Genomic DNA, 18251 nt, shown 5'->3' on the forward strand with positions numbered 1-18251 from the left:
CGGGGAACTTTCCTCGGGCCGGATGGCGGCATCGGCCGCCGTCCGGCCACCCCTCATGCCGGCGTCGTTTCCCTGCACCTCCTTTATGTAAGGCGCGGTACGTCATGAAATTGCGAGTTTTATCCAGTCTCATCGTGGCGCTGGCGGCCACGGCGATCGCGACCGGGCCGGCCTACGCGGCAGAGGCCCCTTCTCCAGCGGCTCCCACGGCCGCCGCTTCGGCCGCGCAGCAGACCACGTCGGCGGCCCCCTATATCGAGCCCCAGCTGAGCGCCCGGGTGGCAGCCGCAGGCAAGATCAGGGTGAACGTGGTCAGCAGAACCCGCGCCGACATGCCGGACGCGGCCGCCAGCGGCCAGGTCGTCCAGCAGCTGTCCCGCTTCCCCGTGGTCACCCTGCACGTCGACCAGGCCGGGCTGGACCGGCTGGCCAAACTGCCCAATGTGGTCAGCGTGACCGAGGACCGGCCGATGCGGGCGTCATTGGCCGAGAGCATTCCGCTGATCGGCGCCGACAAGACCAGGGCCGCGGGCAAGACGGGCGCCGGCAGCGTGGTGGCCGTGCTGGACACCGGCGTCGCGGTCAACCACCCCTTCCTCAAGGACCGGGTGCTGGAGGAGGCCTGCTTCTCCCCCATCGACGACAACTACTCGGCCACCAGCCTGTGTCCCGACGGCACCGCCGCGCAGGAAGGGCCCGGCTCGGCCGACTCCGACCAGGGCCCGTGCGCCGACGTCGCGCTGGACTGCGACCACGGCACCCACGTGGCCGGCATCGCGGTCGGCAACGGCACGGGCGTGACCGGCGCCCCACCGGCCGGCGTCGCGCCCGGCGCCGAGCTGGTCGCGATCCAGGTGTTCAGCAAGTTCAGCTCCGAAGACGTGTGCGGGCCGGGCGCCGCCCCGTGCGTGCTCAGCTTCACCAGCGCCCAGCTCGCCGGCCTGGAGAAGGTGCTGGAACTGAAGAACGAGGGCGTGCCGCTGGTGGCCGCCAACCTCAGCCTGGGCAGCGGCCAGTACACCGCCGCCTGCGACGACGTCCTGTACAAGACGGTCATCGACAGCCTGCGCACCGCCGGCGTGGCCACCGTGGTCGCGGCCGGCAACGACGGCTTCGGCGCCGCCGTAGCGGCCCCCGCCTGCGTGTCCTCGGCCATCGCCGTCGGCGCCACCACCGACCAGGACGGCGTGGCCGCCTTCAGCAACCGCGGCGCGCTGCTGGACCTCTTCGCCCCCGGCGTCTCCATCGTCTCCTCCGTCCCCGGCGGCAAGTGGGCCTCCTTGAGCGGCACCTCGATGGCCGCTCCGCACGTCACCGGAGCCCTGGCCGTACTGCGCCAGGCCATGCCCAATGCCACGCTGGACCAGCTCGAAACCGCTCTGAAGAGCACCGGGAAATCCATCGCCTACAACGGCGTGACCACCCCCCGGATCCAGGTCGACGCCGCCGTACTGGGGAAGAGCCCTGACCCCGGCGCCTGGCCGATCCCGTACTACGAGAACATGAAGGACACCGCGATCCCCGACCACGGCACCGTGACGTCCTCCATCGCGGTCAGCGGCCTGATGGGCACCGCGCCCGCCACCACCGAGGTGTACGTCGACATCCACCACAGCTGGCGCGGCGAGCTGAAGATCGACCTGATCGCCCCGGACAACAAGGTCTACCCGCTGCAGGCCAACGATCCCAACGACAGCGGCGACATCATCCACGAGACCTACACCGTCAACGCCAGCGCCTCCCCGGCCAGCGGCACCTGGAAACTGCGCGTGCAGGACGTCGAATACCTCGACACCGGCTTCATCGACGGCTGGTGGATCCGGCTGCCCTGCTTCGGCAACTGGGACGACACCGCCATCCCCGATCCCGGCGTCGCCGAGTCCAGCATCGTCCTGGCCTGGCTCAACGGCAACGCCCCCACGCGCACGCGGGTCCACGTCGAGATCGACCACACCTGGCGCGGCGACCTGAAGATCGACCTGGTCGCGCCGGACAACAAGGTGTATCCGCTGCGCGCCGCCGATCCCAAGGACGGCACCGACAACATCGACGAGAACTACTGGGTGAACGCCAACGTCTCACCAGCCAGCGGCACCTGGAAACTCCGGGTGGAAGATCTCGCCAAGGGTGACAAGGGCTTCATCAACGGATGGACCCTGACGCTGTAGCGGCACCCGCAGGACGGCTGCCCGCGCGCCTGTCGCGGGCAGCCCGGCCCTTTTCCCGGTGTCGCGCCGCGAACACTATGGCGGTGACGAGCGTCAAAGAATGTATGAAAGCTGACAGAAGGCGCACCGCCGCCGTAACGGCCATGCTGCTGCTGGCGGTCACCGGCTGGGGCGCTGAGGCCCACGCCACCTCTTCGTCGGAAACCGCGGCCCAGCGATGCGTGACGGGACAGTTGAAGGCGAGCCTCGGCCGGATCGACCCGGGGGCGGGCCAGCGCAACACCGACCTGTTTCTCACCAACAGGTCGGGCAGGACGTGCTCGGTCTACGGGTTCGTCGGGCTCATCATGATCGACGGCAAGGGCGACGCCCTTCGGACGAGGGTCCGCAGGGACCACGTCACGCCGCACCGCGTGACGCTCAAGCCAGGACATAGCGCGAAGGCCGGGCTGCACTGGGGTGTGATCGAGACGGGCGGCGAGAAGACCTGCCCGACGGCCGCCCGCCTCATGATCATCCCTCCGGACGAGACCGCCCACCTGGAGATCCCCTTCACCGCGCAGGTGTGCGACGACGGCCGCATCGACGTCGCGCCCTTGCGCTGACCGGGTCAGAGCGGGCGGCCGCCCGACAGATGCCGCCGCACCAGCGTGTCCCGGTACTCCTGCGCCTTGCCCTGCGGCGAGAAGTTCCCGATCACGGGCAGGCCCGCCGGGTCGATCAGCAGGTCGCCGGTCTCCCATGACTGGATGATGCCGCGTAACGGGGTGTCGCGCCGGTACGCGGCGACGACGCGCTCGTCGAAGGCCGCCCAGCCGTCGCCCTCGGGCTTGCGGTGGTTGTAGGCGTACACGAGATCCATGCCGGTGCGGCGCAGGAAACGGCCGGTGAGCTGCGTGTACGCGGCCAGCGCCGCCGCCGGCCACGACCCCGGGTAGGTGTAGCCGGCACCGGACGGGCCGGAGATGAGCAGGTCGTTCGCGGTGGCCGTGCGCTGGTAGCACGCCAGCAGAGCGGGGCCGATGTCGGCCAGCAGCGGGCTGAGCGTCCAGTTGACCGGCGCGGCGCCGCGCTTGGGGTCGTCCCAGATCTCACGCATCCGGCGCTGGCAGTACTGGTTGTCCATGGTGCACGGAGGTGCCCGCGGTCATCGTGCCGTGGAACTTCCCCGTGCCCATGATCCTGGGGGCGCTCGGCCCGCTGCCGGCCGCGGGAACACCGTCGTGCTCAAGCCGTCCGAGCGCTCCCGATGTCGGCCGTCCGGCTGCTGGAGCTGATGGACCTGCCGGCCGGCGACAGCGGCATGGGGTGGGCGACCGGCTCCCGGTCGGCCTACGACGCGGCCACCCGCCCCACCTCGATCCACTCCGTCCCGGCGGCCCCGGGCACCTGACGCGCCGGACAGCACACCGCCGTCCGCGTGCTGCCCCCAGGCACCTCACCGGGGCCTCAGCGGGCACCTCTCACCGGGAGCCTCATCGTTGCGTTCGTCTGCCGCGTGGGTCACGCTCGCGGCGGACGATCGCCTTCCTTCCCTTGATCGTGGTCCGCCGGAGCGCGGCGATCACCTCGTCGGCCGCGGCCTGCGGCACCTCCACCAGCGAGAACCGGTCGGCGATCTCGATCGCGCCGATGTCGCGTCCGCTCAGGCTCGACTCTCCGGCTATCGCGCCGACCAGATCCTGCGGCCGGATCCCCGCGCTGCGGCCCAGGCCGAAGAAGAGGCGTGCCATTCCACCCGCGGCGCCACGGGCGTACCGCCCGCCGGCCGGGGCGGCCTCCCTCCGCCCGCGCCGATCGTCCACGGTCCGCGGGGCCACTTCGGGAATCTCCTGCTCGTCGGGCGTGGTCCCGCTCGCCTCGTGCGCGAGCTTGACCGCGGCGAGCGCCACCTCCATGAGATCGAACTCGTCGGTGAGCGACTCGACCACGACATGGAACGGCTCGAGGTCGTCCTGGAGCAGGCATTCCTCCAGCGCGGCACGGGTCAGCTCCATCCGGCGCGCCCGCAGGTCGGCGACGGTCGGCAGCCGCTCCACCGCGATCCGCTGGTTGGTCACCCGTTCGATCGCTTTGAGCATGCGGTGCTCGCGCGGCTCCACCAGGGTCAGCGCGACCCCTTCGCGGCCGGCGCGGCCCACCCTGCCGATGCGGTGCACGTACGCCTCAGGGGCGGACGGGACGTTGTAGTTGACGACGTGGGTGAGTTGTTCGACGTCGAGCCCGCGCGCGGCCACGTCGGTCGCGATGAGCAGGTCAGCGGTCCCGGCCCGCAGCCGTGACATCACCCGGTCGCGCTGCTCCTGCTCCATCCCGCCGTGCAGGGCCTCGGCACGGTAGCCGCGCCCGTTCATGGTCTCCGTGAGGTGGTCGACCTCTTCACGGGTGCGGCAGAAGACGATCGCGGCCGACGGCGCCTCGATGTCGAGAAGCCGCCCGAGCGCCGCCGGTTTGTGCGCCCTGGCGACCAGGTACGCGCTCTGCTCCACCAACGGCGTCGCCTCGCGCCCCGCCGCGGCCGCGTGCCCCATCTCTATCCGGACCGGGTCGCGCAGGTGCCGACGGGCGATCCCGTCGATGCGCGGCGGCAGCGTCGCGGAGAACAGCACGGTCTGGCGATCCTCGGGGGTCTCCGCGAGGATCGCCTCGATGTCGTCGGCGAACCCCATGTCGAGCATCTCGTCCGCCTCGTCGAGGACGACCGTGCGCAGCGTCTCCAGGTCGAGCGTTCCCCGGCCGATGTGGTCGAGGGCCCGTCCCGGCGTCGCGACCACGACGTCCACGCCACGCTTGAGCGCCTGCAACTGCCGGCCGATGGGCGCTCCGCCGTAGATCGGCAGGACGCGGGCACCCAGGATGCGGCCGTACCGGTGGAACGCCTCCGAGACCTGAACGGCCAGCTCCCGCGTGGGCACCAGCACCAGCGTCGTCGGCCCCGTGCCATCACCGGGGGGCGGCATGCGCTGGAGCACGGGCAGCGCGAACGCCGCGGTCTTGCCCGTGCCCGTCGCCGCCTGCCCGAGCAGGTCACTCCCCTGGGCCAACGGCGGGATCGCCGCTCTCTGGATCGGCGTGGGCTCTTCGTAACCCAGATCGGACAGCACGTCCAGGAGCTCGGCTCTGAGCCCGAGATCGGCGAAGGTGACCTCGCCATCGGTCGCATTCATGGTCATGCATCCCCACCGTACGCAATACCGCAGGTCTACCCATGCCAAGGGGCGGAGAACATCAGGCGGAGATCAGCGGGAAGCCGTCCAGGATCCGCCGCCGATGCATCACCTGCCGCGGGAGCTCGCCGGGGCTGAACAACCGGATGCCCCAGGCGGCGACGTTCCCGATGTCGTCATCGCTCCACGAGTGCAGCCCACCAGGGCGACCCGTCGTCGGCCCGGCCATGAGGAGTTTGCTGCGCGAGTGCCGTAATTCCACTCTTGACTATCTCGCCGGCGGCGACAGCGCTGCGACCGAGGCGGATCGGTGCAGAAGGGCTTCGCCGACGACGCCGCGTCCTGGCTGGACGCCACCGGGCTGTGGGGCAGGGCGATGGTGGCCACGCTCGACGCGCTCCGCGCCCGGGAGGCCGGGGACGAGAGCAAGGCCGGCGCGCTGCTCGCCGAGTCGCGGGAGTTGCAGCGGCAGGCCCGCGCCATCCGGGTCAGCCCGCCGCGCAACCGCTGGGGGCGGGTGGATGCCACGGCGTCCACCCGCCCCCTGTTCACTTAGGGGTGGCGCTTCTTCTCGTACGTGTCGATGGCCTTGCCGAGCAGGGCCATCTTCTCGGTGAACCAGACGTTCTCGGCGCCTGTCGGCGGCCGGTTGGAGTCGACGTACTGGTAGCCGAGGTTGGAGAACATGGCGACGATGTAGGTGCGGCCTCCCTTGCCGGGCAGGGCCTTGACGATGCCCGCGTCGGCTCCGGAGTTGCCCACCCAGCCGTTCTTGTGGGCGAACGTCACCTCGGCCGCGTCATTGCACGGCCGCACGTCGTGGCCGTACGCGACGCCCTCGCCCGGGATCGTCACGGTGCCGTCGGCGCCGATCCAGCGTGACGGAGTGAGCTGCGGGATGCCCTGGGCGGGGTAGGCGGCCCCGCACCAGTTGGTGGTCGACAGGGTGACGTTCATGCCCTGGTCGCCGAGCTTGCTCTTGAAGAACTCCCGCGAGGCGGGGCTCAGGACGGCCGCGGTGACCGCGGTGCCGCCGGGCGCCGTCCACAGGGTGCCCAGGCCGCCGTTGACCAGCATGAGCAGCTTGGCCGTGTCGAGGGAGCTCATGGTGACGGGGTTGCCCCACCGGGCGCCGTTGGCCGGGTTGGTGTTCTTCAGCTGGAGCGTCTCCAGACCCAGGTCCTGGAAGGTCTGGTTCAGGCCGTCGACCGCGCCGTGGTCGTGCAGCAGCTTGACCATGGCGCAGGAGGCGGCGTTCGACGACCAGGTCAGCGAGGCGTCGAGGTAGTTGCGGACCGTGTTGCTGCTGGCCGGGCCGCACAGCGAGCTGATCGTCGTCGGCTCGTAGGCGTAGGTGTCGTCGAGCGAGATCTCGCCCTTGTCCACCAGCCGCAGCACCCCGAAGGCCACCATGAGCTTCAGCACGGACGCGGGGTAGGGAAGCATGAAGTCGATGGAGGCGTTCTCCCGTCCCGCCACCACGTCGATCGTGCCCTGACCGTGGTTGGCGTACCAGCCGGCGTCGTCCCACTGCCGCCAGCGCACGTCGGTGGTGTGCAGGTTGCGGTCCACCGGCACGATCTTCCCGTCCGGGTACTGCGGGCTCATCAGCACGGTGCCGGAGGAGACGGGACGGCCGAGCCTGTTCAGCTCGATGACGGTCAGGTCGATCTGCGGCTGCTGCGAGATCGGCGCCGCGGCGGCGGCCGCGGCCTTCAGGTCCGCCCGCTTCGGCGGCTTGGCCGCCTCCTTCTCGACGTCGTTCTGCCGCAGCGCGTTGAGCTCGGCCGCGCTCGTCGGCGGGTCGGTGTCCAGGACCTGCTCGAACTTCAACTGGTCGACGGTCTGCCGCAGATGCTGCGCGAGCGGCGAGCCGCCTTCCGCCGAGGCTGCCTGCGGCACAGCGACGAGACCACCGAACAGTACGGCCGTGGCGGCGAGGCCGGCGAGGCCTCGAGTACGGTTTGAGGATCTTGGTAATGTCACCCGCGCCACTGTAGTCAGAGTGATCCCGGGAAGGCCGACGATTCAGATAATTTCGGGGTGATATCCGGTGGAATTTCGGGCGCCCGTCCGGAAGCATCGGCCATCGGGCCAGGACGAAATCACGCTCGGACCTCCGGAAGGCGCACCCGATGACACAGACCTCCCATCCCCCTGACCGGCTGATAACGGGACATCCTTTCCGGCAGTGGAAGACCTGGCGGATTCCCGGCACCACATTCACGCTCACCGGATACTCCCGCGCGAACGACAAAACCTTTTTTCACATACCGGAGCTGCGGTGCGCCCTGGACGCCGGGCTGTGCGAGGGGCGGCAGCCCGAGACGGTCTTCCTGACGCACACGCACCATGACCACTCCAAGGACCTCGACTATCTCGCCTCGAGGCCGTCCGGCGCCGACATCTACGTGCCTGCCGAGGCGCTGCCCTACGTGGAGGCCTATCTGCGTGCCTCCGCCGAGTTGAATCACGCGGCCGCGTACGATCCCGCGCTGGCCCCGGCGTCTCGTCTGCACGGCGTCCGGCACGGCGACGAATTCACCTTCGGCTCCCGCGGCCACCATGTCCGCGTGGTGCGGTGCGAGCACAAAGTGCCCTGCGTGGGCTATGCGTTCTCCGAGGCCGGCAAAGAGCTGCTGCCCGAATTCCAGGAGCTCCGGCGTACGCTCACCGAGGAGGGACGCGGCGCGGAGTTCGGCCGCGTCATGGCCCGCAAACGGCAGGAAGGCGTGGAGGTCGACCAGCAGGTACGCCGCCCCCTGTTCGCTTTCCTGGGCGACACGCACGTGTCGGTGTTCGAGCAGAATCCCTGGCTGTTCACCTATCCGGTCATCATCACCGAGTGCACCTTTCTGTACGACAGTGAGCTGCCCCGCGCCGACCGGGTCGGGCACACGGTCTGGAGCCGGCTCAAACCCGTGGTCGAGGCGCGTCCGGACACGCTTTTTGTCCTGACCCACTTCAGCCTGCGCCACTCCGACCAGGAGGTGCACGACTTCTTCCAGCGCGAAGGGCACGGCAACGTCCTGGCCTGGGCGCACCCGGAAAGCCAGCTGCCCGAGCAGCACCAGGTCAGGGAGCGTCTTCCTCGGTCCTGAGGAAGCGCGGCACGTCGCGGTGCCAGCCTGGGACGTCAAGCCTGTTCAGCGCCGTGACGATCTCGCGCTCCTCGTAGGCGAAGTGCGACTCCATGATCGCGGACAGCCCGTCCAGCTCGCCCCGCACTCTTCGGACCTCGTCCGGTCCGGCCGCCGCGTCGAAGCCCTCGACCAGCTCGGTGATCCGGCCGAGGATGACCTCCTAGGCGGTCTGACGTACTCATGCGTCCACCATCATGACACGCGACGGCCGCCATCACGTGATCGCCGGCGCCGGCCGCTCAGGCGGTCAGCAGGGGAAGCGCCTCGAAGACGTGGTCCTGCCACAGGCGCCGCGAGATCTCCTCGGGGTACGCCGTGACCGACGGCGGCGTGTCGAAGACCCGCGTCAGGCGCTGCCGGAAGTCGTACGCGGGCCAGCCCGGGTCGCCCGAGGTCGCGAAGGACGTCCAGGCCGTGCGGATCTGGGACGTCAGCTCGCGGGCCTCGGCGGTGTGGTCGGGGCCGATGGCCGCCGGGCCCAGGTGGGCGTCGTAGGTGCCGAACAGCAGTGGGCCGTCCAGGCCGTGGCAGGCGCCCAGCGCTCCGCCCATGCCCGGGGACTGCCAGGCCAGCTCGTACAGGTACGCCCGCCCGCCGCCGGCGGCCTGCGCCTCGGCCAGGCGCAGCGTCGGCATGCGGAACAGCCAGTCGTTCTGCACGAGTTCGTACAGCTCCTCGGCGGACGCGTCCGGGAACGCCGCGCGGTAGGCGCGCTCGCCGTCCTCGCCGGGGCCGAAGTGGCGCAGCGCCTCCGCCGCCTGTTCTTCGGTGATCTTGCCGAGCTGACCGGAGAAGAGCATGAACGTGCGGCACTCGTCGCGGGTGTGACCGATGATCAGCTCCACGTCCCGTCCCGCGCCGCCCGCCAGCGCCTGCCAGGGCGCGGCCGGCAGCACGTCGCCGTCGACGACCGGCGAGAAGGGGGTGAGCGTGTGCGCGAACGAGCCCCAGCGGTCCTCGTACTGCCGCATCTTCGGCTCCAGGGCGTGCCCGGTCGTCACCAGCTCGCGCGGATCCACGCCGGACAGCTCCCCTGCGGTCGGACGCAGGCCCGCCCCGGCCGCCAGTGCCGCCGCGACGTCCCTGGCCAGGGCGTCGGAGAGGAACGTGCCCGGCAGGCTCTGCCCGACGGCCCGCCGGAACAGCCCTGCCGCGCTCGGCATGGCCATCAGCGCGGCGATGGACCCGGCGCCGGCCGAATCGCCCAGGACGGTCACCTGGCCGGGGTCGCCGCCGAACGCCGTGATGTTCTCGCGCACCCACTCCAGGGCGGCGACCTGGTCGAGCAGGCCACGGTTGGCGGGCGCGCCGTCGATGTGCAGGAAGCCCTCGACGCCGAGGCGGTAGTTCAGCGACACGAACACCACGTCGCCGTCGCTGGCGATGTGCTGGGCGTCGTAGCCGGGGCTGCCGGAGAAGCCGTGCTTGTAGGCGCCGCCGTGGATCCACACCATGACCGGGCGGCGGGCGGCCGGGTCCGGGGCGGGCGTCCAGACGTTGACGGTCAGCCAGTCGTCGCCGGTGCCCTTGAAGAGGTCGCCGCCGCTGCGGCCGGCCATGTTGGCATCCTGTGGGGCCGGCGGGCCGAAGGTGTGCGACTCGCGTACCCCGTCCCAACCGCGCACGGGCCGGGGCGCCTGGAAGCGGGCCTCACCGATCGGGGGTTCGGCATACGGGATGCCGCGGAAGACGGCGAGGCCGCCTTCCGCGCGGCCACGCACCACACCGGCGGCGGTACGGACTTCGGGCTCGCGGGACTCGACTGCGGACATCGGGCGGCTCCTCACTCGTGGCACGTCGTTTTTACACTGCCGTCGCCGCATCGCCGCATCGCCGCGCGCAGCAAGCGGCGGCCGCCGGCTCGGACGCCGCGATGGCGCCCCGTCCCAGCCGCGGACCGCCCCGTCGGAGGGCCCGGCCGGTCGATGGTGTGGCCGCAAGCCTCGGCACGGCCCTGCCTGCCGCCGGGCGTCAGGACCGGGTGCGGCCGTCCTCGTGGTACAGGGCCGCCAGCAGCGGCCGGGTCAGCGCGGCCATCTCGGCGGGCGAGCACGGGCATCCGTGCTGAAGCCAGTCCGTGGCGACGCCGATGAGCGCCCCCGCGGTGAACGCGGCGGGCACGTCATGCGGAACGCCGTCCGTGAAGTCGGCAGGCGACGGACCGTCGCCGCCGGTGGCGGCGCGGAGCGCGCCGACGTAGGCCGCGACGGTGGCACGGCGGCGTACGTGGTCGATGACGCGCGCGCTGCCCTGGGCCCCGAGCACGCTGCGGTAGAGCCCGGCGTGCTCGGCGAGGAGGGCGAAGAAGGTCAGCAGGGTGTCGGTGGTCTCTTCCCGGGTGCCGGGCTCGGGGATGGCGTCGATCAGGTCGTCGATCATCGCCGTGCAGGCCGCCTCGGCCAGTTCGTGCACGTCACGGTAGTGGTCGTAGAACGTGGACCGGCTCACCCCGGCGCGTTCGGCGACGTCGGCGACGCTGATCCTGGACAGGTCGCGGTCCTGGACCAGCTCGATCAGCGTGCGCCGCAGGGCCGCCTGCGTGCGGCGCACCCGCGGGTCGTTCAGGTCGGTGCTTCTGTCTCTGGGGAGGGCCACGCCTCAGTGTACTGTGGCCTACATTCGTAGGTTAGCCTACGGATGTAGGGAAGTTGGGATCACACGCCGATGGGGGACCCTCGTGACCGCTGACTCCGCGGAGACGCTCCAGATCACCCGCACCTGCCCGTACGCCCCGCCGGAGCAGCATCTTCGCTTCCTGCGCGAGCAGCCGGTCACCAAGGTCGCGCTGCCGAAGGGATCGGAGGCCTGGGTCGCCGCCCGTTATGAGGACATCCGCACGATCCTGAGCGACCCGCGCTTCACTGCCGACCGCCGCCACCCCAACGCGCCCAGGCTGAACGGCGAGACGGGGCCGGGCGAGTCACCGCTGCCCAAGATGATGCTGGAGATGGACCCGCCCGAGCACGGTCAGGCCCGTCGCGCCGTGATCGGGGAGTTCACCGTCAGGCGCATGGCGGCGCTGCGGCCGCGTATCCAGCAGATCGTGGACGAGCACCTCGACGCCATGCTGGCCGGCCCGCGCCCGGTCGACCTGGTGCGGGCGCTGGCGCTGCCGGTGCCCTCGCTGGTGATCTGCGAGCTGCTCGGCGTGCCGTACGAGGAGCACGACTTCTTCCAGACGCACTCCGCGCAGTTGCTGAACCGCACCATCACGCCGCAGGAGCGGCAGCACGCCTCCCTCGAACTGGCCATCTACCTGGACAAGCTGATCAGGGCCAAGGAGGAGGACCCCACCGACGACCTGCTCGGCCGCCAGGTGATCAAGCAGCGCGAGAACGGCGGGGTGGACCATGGCGCGCTGCTCAGCCTGGCATTCCTGCTGCTGATCGCCGGGCACGAGACGACCGCGAACATGATCTCGCTGGGCACGTACATGCTGCTGCGGCACCCCGACGCGCTGGCCGCGCTGCGCGAGGACCCGGGCAAGACGGCGGGCGCGGTCGAGGAGCTCCTGCGGCACTTCACCATCGCGGAGTTCGCGATGATGCGGGTGGCCCTCGAGGACGTGGAGCTCGGCGGCACGGTCATCCCTGCGGGAGAGGGCGTGCTGATGCTGGCGAACGCCGGAAACCGCGATCCGGAGGTGTTCGCCGACGCCGACACGTTCGACATCGAGCGCGACGCCCGCAGCCACCTGGCGTTCGGCTTCGGCCCGCACCAGTGCCTGGGCCAGAGCCTCGCCCGCGTGGAGCTGGAGATCGTCTTCAACACCCTGTTCCGGCGGATCCCCGGCCTGCGGCTGGCCGTCCCCGCCGAGCAGCTCGAGTTCAAGGACGACGCCACCGTCTACGGGATCCACGAGCTGCCCGTCACCTGGTGACGCCTCAGGTCTCGCGCCGCCTGTTCACGGCGATCATGCCGGCAGTGTGCAGGCTGGTCAGCAAGGTCCAGTCGTCGGCCGGGTCCAGCCACACCTGGAGGTCCGCGGGCCCCGACGGCCTCGGCAGCGCCCCGGCCGGCTCGTAGAAGGTCGAGACCAGGACCAGCGGAACCGGCGCCTCCCATCGGGCGGGCGCCGGCGGTTCGTGGCGGCCGCCGAGGATCACGGCGCGCTCCGCCTCGCCGCAGTCGTCGAGATCCGGCCCGGCCGCGAGCTGGGCCTGCAACCTGACCTGCGCGTTCAGGGCGAAGCGGACCCGCGCCGTCATCCGCTCGTCGTCGGCGAGCTCGTCGTAACCGGGCACGAGCATCCCGACCAGCTCGGCGGGCTCGTCGGCGTAGCCGCGGTAGTCCCCGCCCGCGTAGATCATCTCGTAGCGGTACGGCCGGCCGTCGCCTCTGCGCGGTGCGACCGGCGGCGACTCCATCGCTGAGGTGTTCCGGAGGATCACGGTCACTGGTCGGCATCCCGTTCCGTGGTGAGGTCGTCCGGTGCCGTCATCGCGCGCGCACCCAGCGCGTGGCGGCGTACAGGGCGGTGAGCTGCTCCTTGTCGGCGGCCCGCCAGAACAGCTCGTCCACCAGGCTGCGGAAGGAGAGGCTCCCCCGCTCGGTGAGGTCGAGCGCGGCGCCCAGCTTGCGGAGCCCGGCGTGGGTGCCCAGCCGGTCGCGCCGGCCCATGTTGGGGAGATCGCCCAGCGGCGCGTTGCGGAGCACCGCCTCGACCAGCGCGATCGACACCTTCGTCTGGGACTGGATCACCGCGGGGTCGAGTGAGCCGTCCCACAGCCGGAACTCGATGTGGTCTTTCGAGGAGCCTTTCATGCCCGCCATGTTCACCGCGACCTTGCGGTTGCTGTTGGAGTTGCGCATCGGAGCCATCGACTCGTAGCCGGCCGCGGGCCGCTGGTTGGGCTGACAGTACTGCAGGCCCCGGTGGCTCTCCCGCTCCGGGTTGTGCCCGAGTCTGAACAGCGTGTCGGAGTGGTGGTCCACGTAGTCCAGCATCCCGGTGTAGTGCTCCACGATGTGGTCGTAGTCGTGCGTGCTCACGTGGACGTGCCCGCCGGTCGAGACGGTGGCCGTGCCGCCGTGCGCCCGGATGATCTCGCAGGCGATGCGGAGGTTCTCCCACGTCGCCGGCTCGTCGTACAGGATGGGTGAGATCAGTTCGCCCGCGACCGTGCCGTCCTTCTCCAGCCTCCAGAGGCCGCGCCCGCCGTTCTTTCCTGACCGGTAACCCTGCGCCAGCATGGTGTGGTGCGAGTGCACCTGAGCGTCGCCGGTCAGACCAGCCTCGTGCAGGGCGTGGGCGATGTCCTCCAGCACCCGGCCGGTGGCGGGGCCCGGCAGGTCGAACTCGAGCTCCAGCCCGAACCCGCGCCCGCCGTCACGGGCCCCCAGGGACGCGGTGGCGTTCTCCGGCATGTACGGAATCACCGGCTCTCCCCTGGCCGCGCGTTCCAGCGCCTGGTCGTAGGCTCTCCGGAACGCCGCGAAATCCCGCGTGAAGGACACCTCGGGGAGCTCTGGCCGGCGCTGCCAGGCCTGGGCCCGGGCCTCCAGCGAGGCGACCCGTTCCTGCTGCGCCACGGCCAGCGCGTCGGTGCCGGCGAACCGGGACAGGGCACGGCGCATGCGTGGATGCGCCCGCTGATACGCCTGCTGTGCCTCGGCGTGCTCGTGGATCGCGGCCTGCCGGGCGTCCCGGACGGTCGAGGGGGACAGATCGTGCAGCCCCGGCGGGACGTCCGGCGGCCGGCTGATCGGGGTGTTCCGGGTCAGGGCGTCGATCACCTGCCACCGGTCGACCGGCCCGAAGAGGTCGAAGCCGGCCCGGTGGGCCTCGGCCGCGCACTGTGCCAGCCGTTCGACGGAATGGTCGAGACCCGCCTCTCCCGCCAGCCGGCGCAGCGGATCGAACACCCACAGCCGGGACGGCGCCTCGGCCCCGGTGATCTCGGCGAGGCGGGAGAGGGCCCGCGCGTCGTCGCCCCCCGGATGCGCGATGCCGCGCTCGGCCGCGATCCGCAGCCCGTCCCAGAGATGCGGGTCTCGCGCCCGGTGGGCGTTGAGGAGGCCGGTGAGCTCATGGGGGCTGTCCGCCCGCACGAGGTCGGCGCCGTGCGCCTGCGCGTCCTCGGCCAGGCGTACGAGCTGCTCGACCGAGCGCCCTTGGCCGACATCGGCGGCCAGGCGTTCCAGCGGAGGGACGGCGCGGTCCGCGCCGGCGCCCGGGGGCGGGGCGTGCTCGTCCAGGAGCGCGACCAGACGTGCCGTCTCGTCGCCGGGGTCGGTCAAGGAGTGCCTCTCCGCGAGCAGCACGCCGTCCCACAGGTACGGGTCTTCCTGCCGGAACCGGTCCATGCCCGTGTGGAACGCCGTCTCCCCGTCCGGTCCGGCGAGGAGGTAGCCGTTCTCGTGGGCCGCCCGGACGACCGGCAGCAACTGCGCGGTGTCGCGGATGCCGTGCCGCTCCAGCACCGGTCTGACGAACTCCCGGGCACTCCTGTAGGTGATCGCCTCCCCCATCATGTGCACCATGAGTCCGACCGTGCGTGCCTGCGCGGCGGTCACGTCCTGGAGAGAGAACAGGGTGTGGTGGCGCTGCCCCGCCCAGCGATGGGGGTCCGCCTCCATGCTCCTCTTGAGGATGTCGGTCAGTCCCGCGCGGTCGGTCGCGCTGTCGGGGGCCAGGCCGTGTCGCCGGGCGTCGCCGTAGAGGTCGACCAGGGCGTCGACATCGCGGTCGAGGCCGAGTTCGGCCGCGATCTCGGGGATGGCCCTTCGCGGATCATGCCACTGGAGGACCCTGCTCATGGATGCGAGGGCTCTCGCCGTCGTGTCGCCGTGGTCGAGTACGGGCAGCTGGTCCACCAGTCGCCGGCCCTCTGCCAGGAGCCCTTCATCGAGGGCGTCCCGGCCCTCGCTGCCGGGCGTCCAGCGGTGGACCGTCGCCGCGGCCTCGGCGAAGTTCCGTGGCCGCGGATCCGCTATCGGGGAGAACTCGCCGGGGATGTCCGGAGGCGTTCCCCATGGGCGTTCGGCCGGAGCTGGGGGCGTTCCCACTGGCCTTACAGACGGGGACGGTCCTACTGGGCCGACGGCCGGAGCCGGCGGCGTCGGGTCAGGGGTGCTCGGCCGGCTGTCACCGATGCCGGAGTCCGCCAGCGCGCGTGTCACCGGGCGGGCGGCGGCCGGGCCCACCACGGGCTCCGGTGCCCCTCTCGTCACGGGCTGGTCCTGGGGCGTCTCCGCGAGCGTCGATGTCCGGGTCTCCGGTGTGGAGCCGTGATCGCGTGGCGGGTGGGGCGCGGGGTCGTCCGCGGGAGACTGCTCTGGTCGTTCCGGCCTGCTGTGGGCGGCCGATGCAGGTTCGGCCGCTTCGGGAGCCTCATGCCGCTTCTCGACGGCCTTGGGAGGGCTGTCGGTCCCCTGTGCGCTCGGCTCGGGAGTGCCGGCGTCGTCGGGGGTCGTGCTGATGATCGACGGGACAGTGGCCGGCAGCATGGAACCGCGCGTGAGCCTGCTCGAAACCGGCGCAGAGGCGGGAGCGGCTTCGCCGGTCGGGGTTCGGTCGGCGGGGAGGCCCTGCGGGGCTCGTGCCGGGGTTCCGCCGTGGCCCGCCCTGTCGCCGACCGGGCCCGGCAGGGGCGTGTCGTGGCGACGGGTGACCTCACCCATGATCACCGGGCTGGGGTACGGCTGGAGCAGCACGTCTCCCGATTGGGACTGGTCATGATCGGTTGAGGTGTCGGCATGGTCCTCGGGCCGGGGATGCTGCACCAGGGCAGTCGTGTCGTGGCCGGTGGCCGGCGGGGTGTGGTCGCCGGGGCTCCCGGGCTGGTGCGGCTCGAGGGCTCGGGGAGCGGGCGGGGGCGGCCCGTCGGGTGCGTGCGGCGGCCCGTCGGGTGCGTGCGGCGGATCGGCGTGGGAGGTGCCGATGAGCGGTGGGTCGCCGATCTCAGCGACTGCCCGCATCGGGACGAAGCTCACCCGGGCCGAGGCCGGGATGTCGAGGCCGCCCGCGACGCCGGAGATGAAGGTGTAGGCCAGGTGTTCGGCGTCGAGCTGCCCGCTGAGTGCCAGGCCGGGGACGGCGCCGGCGGTGCCCGCCATGCCGCCCAGCAGCGCCTGGCCGTACATGCTCTGGGTGATCGCCACGACCCTGTCGCGCACGGCCAGCTCGGCCTCGGAGGCGACGTACACCATCGGCCGGCTCAGCAGGCGCGAGAGGCCCGCGTTCGCGCCGGCGAACAGGGCGCCGGTCAGTGCGCCGCTGCCGAGCGACATCGCCAGCGACTCGAGGTCGAAGTCGCCCGCCTCGCGAGCCCCCCAGATCTGCTGCGCCACCTGCACGCCGAAGTCCAGGCCGCCTGAGATCGCGGCGAACTTCACCATGTTGACGAGGACGAGCCGCTTGACCGTCTCGATCTTCACCTGGGTCAGCAGCGTGTGGTGCTGGATCAGCCTGAGGACGGCCGGGCCGTTGACGTAGATCCAGACCAGGAGCCTGACGATCATCACGCCGAGCAGCGCCAGCGAGGCATAGATCATCCACTCGGTCTGCTGCATCCGCACACCGTGCCGGCGCAGGGACGCGGACTCCTCCCGGAGCGCCTGCGCCAGCCGGTCGATCAGCGCCTCCGCGGAAGGACGACCGGCGGCGTCCGCCTCCCCGCCCAGCGCGGCGAACGCCTGCTCGAACGCCTCCTTGGCGGGGCCCTGCCATTCCCAGCCGCGCAGCATGCGGACGACGGCGTGGGCGTCCTCCGCCTTGATCTTCGCCAGGAGATCCGCCAGGTGCTCCAGCGTCTCCGCCTCGGCGATGATCCCGCCGACGTCGGCGTCCGGGATCGCCCCGCCCGCCAGCGGCTGCGCCACCGGCTTCACCACGTCGGGCACCAGGTTGAGATCGAGCCCCATCAGACGGTGTCAGCTTTCTCGATCGACAGTCATGATCACGGCCGAGGGTCCCGCGGCTCGGGCGTGCTCGGTTGCGGCAGGAATGACGCGAAGTCCGTCCCCTCGCCGAACAGATCGTCGAACGGAAGATCTGGTACGAAGGGCTCCATCAGCTCCTTCATCCCGGCGGAGACCTCGCTGGTCGCCCGCTCGATCTGCTGGACGATCACGGCGGACAGCTCCGAAGGCGACAGTTTGCGGTAGACCCGGGGGTCGAAGTCGATCGTCCGCACCTCACCGCGCGGGCCGACGGTCACGGTCACCATGCCGTCCTTCGAGCTGGCCGTCGCCGACAGCTCCCCTACCTTCTCCTGCATCTTCTTGAGCTGCTCGGTCTGCTGGTTGACCTCCTGGACGAGCTGCTCCAGCAGCCGCCACGACTCGTCCATCGTCACCTCTGTCCCTCACGTCTGCCACTTCAGCCTCAAACATCTCAGAAGTAGCATTCTTTCCTGATTTTGGGGTCAATATCGAGATCAACTGCCCCGATGGTGACGTGCCCGTTAGGCTGCCGACCCGTGAGCTTCGACGGTGTCGCCTTCAGCAAGAGCCACCTCGACCGGCTGGCGTGCGCGGCGGACGGGATGGCCGGTGACGTGGCCGACGTACGGGTCCAGTTCGAGACGTCGTCCTCCGCGGCGCGCGCCGCCCTCGGCGACGACGACTACGGCCTCATGTACTGGCAGGCGCGGGGGCCACGGATGGAGAGCGTCGGCGCCGGGCTCGACCTGCTGGCGGCCGCGCTCCAGAAGCAGGAATCCAGGATCCGGCGGGCGTCGCACATGTACGACGCCTGCGAGGACGCCGGCACCCTGCGTACCAGTGGACGATGAGAAAGGCACAAATGGGCGAGCAAGGAATCAATCGGC

The 18251-nt window shown here is 71.1% G+C and carries 17 protein-coding genes; 7 read left to right on the forward strand and 10 right to left on the reverse strand.

Annotated features, from left to right (window positions below):
• Positions 1-104: 104 nt before the first annotated feature.
• Both ABD830_RS07585 and ABD830_RS07590 read left to right on the forward strand, forming a co-directional pair.
• Positions 105-2168 carry a S8 family serine peptidase gene (locus ABD830_RS07585; protein WP_344985736.1) on the forward strand — a complete coding sequence of 688 codons (2064 nt, stop codon included), beginning with the start codon at positions 105-107 and terminating at the stop codon, positions 2166-2168.
• Positions 2169-2272: 104 nt separating this feature from the next.
• Positions 2273-2773, forward strand: a complete 501-nt coding sequence (locus ABD830_RS07590) for a DUF4232 domain-containing protein (protein WP_344985737.1) — start codon at positions 2273-2275, stop codon at positions 2771-2773.
• Positions 2774-2778: 5 nt separating this feature from the next.
• On the opposite strand, the gene ABD830_RS07595 is transcribed toward ABD830_RS07590, so the two are convergent.
• Positions 2779-3294, reverse strand: a complete 516-nt coding sequence (locus ABD830_RS07595) for a hypothetical protein (protein WP_344985738.1) — start codon at positions 3292-3294, stop codon at positions 2779-2781.
• A 123-nt stretch (positions 3295-3417) separates the two neighbouring features.
• Here ABD830_RS07595 and ABD830_RS07600 point away from each other — a divergent pair, with 123 nt between their 5' ends.
• Positions 3418-3561, forward strand: a complete 144-nt coding sequence (locus tag ABD830_RS07600; protein WP_344985739.1) for a hypothetical protein — start codon at positions 3418-3420, stop codon at positions 3559-3561.
• An 82-nt stretch (positions 3562-3643) separates the two neighbouring features.
• Here ABD830_RS07600 and ABD830_RS07605 read toward each other — a convergent pair whose 3' ends face one another.
• Together ABD830_RS07605 and ABD830_RS07610 are read right to left on the reverse strand one after the other, a co-directional pair.
• The gene (locus ABD830_RS07605; RefSeq protein WP_378520792.1) at positions 3644-5335 is read right to left on the reverse strand and encodes a DEAD/DEAH box helicase; all 1692 of its coding nucleotides are present in this window, start codon (positions 5333-5335) and stop codon (positions 3644-3646) included.
• A gap of 61 nt (positions 5336-5396) precedes the next feature.
• Entirely contained in the window at positions 5397-5597 is a 201-nt protein-coding gene (locus ABD830_RS07610) for a hypothetical protein (RefSeq protein WP_344985741.1), read from the reverse strand.
• Between the two features lie 48 nt (positions 5598-5645).
• Between ABD830_RS07610 and ABD830_RS07615 the strand changes: the two genes are divergently transcribed.
• A complete protein-coding gene (locus ABD830_RS07615; protein ID WP_344985742.1) occupies positions 5646-5891 on the forward strand; it encodes a hypothetical protein in 246 nt (81 codons plus the stop codon).
• On the opposite strand, the gene ABD830_RS07620 is transcribed toward ABD830_RS07615, so the two are convergent.
• Positions 5888-7321 carry a serine hydrolase gene (locus ABD830_RS07620; protein WP_344985743.1) on the reverse strand — a complete coding sequence of 478 codons (1434 nt, stop codon included), beginning with the start codon at positions 7319-7321 and terminating at the stop codon, positions 5888-5890. The two genes, ABD830_RS07615 and ABD830_RS07620, sit on opposite strands and share 4 nt — an antisense overlap.
• A gap of 149 nt (positions 7322-7470) precedes the next feature.
• Here ABD830_RS07620 and ABD830_RS07625 point away from each other — a divergent pair, with 149 nt between their 5' ends.
• Complete coding sequence (locus tag ABD830_RS07625; protein ID WP_344985744.1) at positions 7471-8436, forward strand: MBL fold metallo-hydrolase; 966 nt, start codon at positions 7471-7473, stop codon at positions 8434-8436.
• Here ABD830_RS07625 and ABD830_RS07630 read toward each other — a convergent pair.
• From ABD830_RS07630 to ABD830_RS07640, 3 genes are all read right to left on the reverse strand, one after another.
• A complete protein-coding gene (locus ABD830_RS07630; RefSeq protein ID WP_344985745.1) occupies positions 8411-8563 on the reverse strand; it encodes a hypothetical protein in 153 nt (50 codons plus the stop codon). The two genes, ABD830_RS07625 and ABD830_RS07630, sit on opposite strands and share 26 nt — an antisense overlap.
• A 154-nt stretch (positions 8564-8717) precedes the next feature.
• The gene (locus ABD830_RS07635) at positions 8718-10250 is read right to left on the reverse strand and encodes a carboxylesterase/lipase family protein (RefSeq protein ID WP_344985746.1); all 1533 of its coding nucleotides are present in this window, start codon (positions 10248-10250) and stop codon (positions 8718-8720) included.
• A 199-nt stretch (positions 10251-10449) separates the two neighbouring features.
• Positions 10450-11073: a TetR/AcrR family transcriptional regulator gene (locus ABD830_RS07640; RefSeq protein WP_344985747.1), complete on the reverse strand. Its 624-nt coding sequence runs from the start codon at positions 11071-11073 to the stop codon at positions 10450-10452.
• A gap of 82 nt (positions 11074-11155) precedes the next feature.
• Here ABD830_RS07640 and ABD830_RS07645 point away from each other — a divergent pair, with 82 nt between their 5' ends.
• The gene (locus ABD830_RS07645; RefSeq protein WP_344985748.1) at positions 11156-12358 is read left to right on the forward strand and encodes a cytochrome P450; all 1203 of its coding nucleotides are present in this window, start codon (positions 11156-11158) and stop codon (positions 12356-12358) included.
• Between the two features lie 4 nt (positions 12359-12362).
• Here the strand turns inward: ABD830_RS07645 and ABD830_RS07650 are convergent, their stop codons facing one another.
• From ABD830_RS07650 to ABD830_RS07660, 3 genes are read right to left on the reverse strand one after another with little or no spacing between them, the layout of a single operon-like run.
• Positions 12363-12875: a hypothetical protein gene (locus tag ABD830_RS07650; RefSeq protein WP_344985749.1), complete on the reverse strand. Its 513-nt coding sequence runs from the start codon at positions 12873-12875 to the stop codon at positions 12363-12365.
• A gap of 40 nt (positions 12876-12915) precedes the next feature.
• A complete protein-coding gene (locus ABD830_RS07655) occupies positions 12916-17343 on the reverse strand; it encodes a hypothetical protein (protein WP_344985750.1) in 4428 nt (1475 codons plus the stop codon).
• A 35-nt stretch (positions 17344-17378) separates the two neighbouring features.
• Positions 17379-17771, reverse strand: a complete 393-nt coding sequence (locus tag ABD830_RS07660) for a YbaB/EbfC family nucleoid-associated protein (RefSeq protein WP_344987648.1) — start codon at positions 17769-17771, stop codon at positions 17379-17381.
• Positions 17772-17900: 129 nt separating this feature from the next.
• Between ABD830_RS07660 and ABD830_RS07665 the strand changes: the two genes are divergently transcribed.
• Positions 17901-18215: a hypothetical protein gene (locus ABD830_RS07665; RefSeq protein WP_344985757.1), complete on the forward strand. Its 315-nt coding sequence runs from the start codon at positions 17901-17903 to the stop codon at positions 18213-18215.
• Positions 18216-18251: the final 36 nt, after the last annotated feature.

Source organism: Nonomuraea helvata, assembly GCF_039535785.1.
GTDB classification, from domain to species: domain Bacteria; phylum Actinomycetota; class Actinomycetes; order Streptosporangiales; family Streptosporangiaceae; genus Nonomuraea; species Nonomuraea helvata.